Origin of the sequence: Lentibacillus songyuanensis (assembly GCF_039548255.1) — a bacterium.
Classification (GTDB): domain Bacteria; phylum Bacillota; class Bacilli; order Bacillales; family Amphibacillaceae; genus Lentibacillus_C; species Lentibacillus_C songyuanensis.
Map to the genome: position 1 here is coordinate 1 of NZ_JBCLVH010000066.1, position 614 is coordinate 614.

A 614-nucleotide genomic window follows, 5' to 3' on the forward strand; every position below is an offset into this window, starting at 1 on the left:
GGCTTAGAAGAAAATATTCAGCAGGCGATGAACGAATTTATTCAGCCATTCAATTTAGAAAAGGCTCCGTTATTCCGTGCGGAATTGATTAGGTTAGAGAGTAAAAAGCATCTACTATTGATAGATTTGCATCACATCATATCGGATGGTGTGTCTATGGGTGTACTACTTAATGATCTATCCAGCATCTATCAAGGAAAAATGTTACCAGAACTTAAAATCCACTATAAAGACTTTGCAGTATGGGAAGACCAGTGGATACAATCTGAAGGATTTGAACAACAAGAGAATTATTGGTTAAACGTCTTCTCGGATTCTGTTCCGGTTTTAGAATTGCCTACAGATTATCCGCGGCCAGATATGCAAAGCTTTGAAGGAAGCCATCTAGCGTTCGTGTTGGATGAAAAAATAACCCGATCGCTTAAACAATTGGCTTCCGAAACAGGAACAACCCTGTATATGCTTTTGCTCTCTGCGTACAATATTTTATTGCACAAATATACCAATCAATCCGATATTTTGGTTGGGACACCTGTAGCTGGAAGACCACATCCAGACGTCCAATCGATGACAGGAATGTTTGTCAACACGTTGGTAATGCGTAACTATCCAGA

The 614-nt window shown here is 39.6% G+C and carries 1 protein-coding gene; it reads left to right on the top strand.

Going from position 1 to position 614, the window contains the following annotated elements:
* The coding region (locus WMZ97_RS21860; RefSeq protein WP_343274172.1) for a condensation domain-containing protein at window positions 1-614 on the top strand (614 nt) is incomplete at both ends.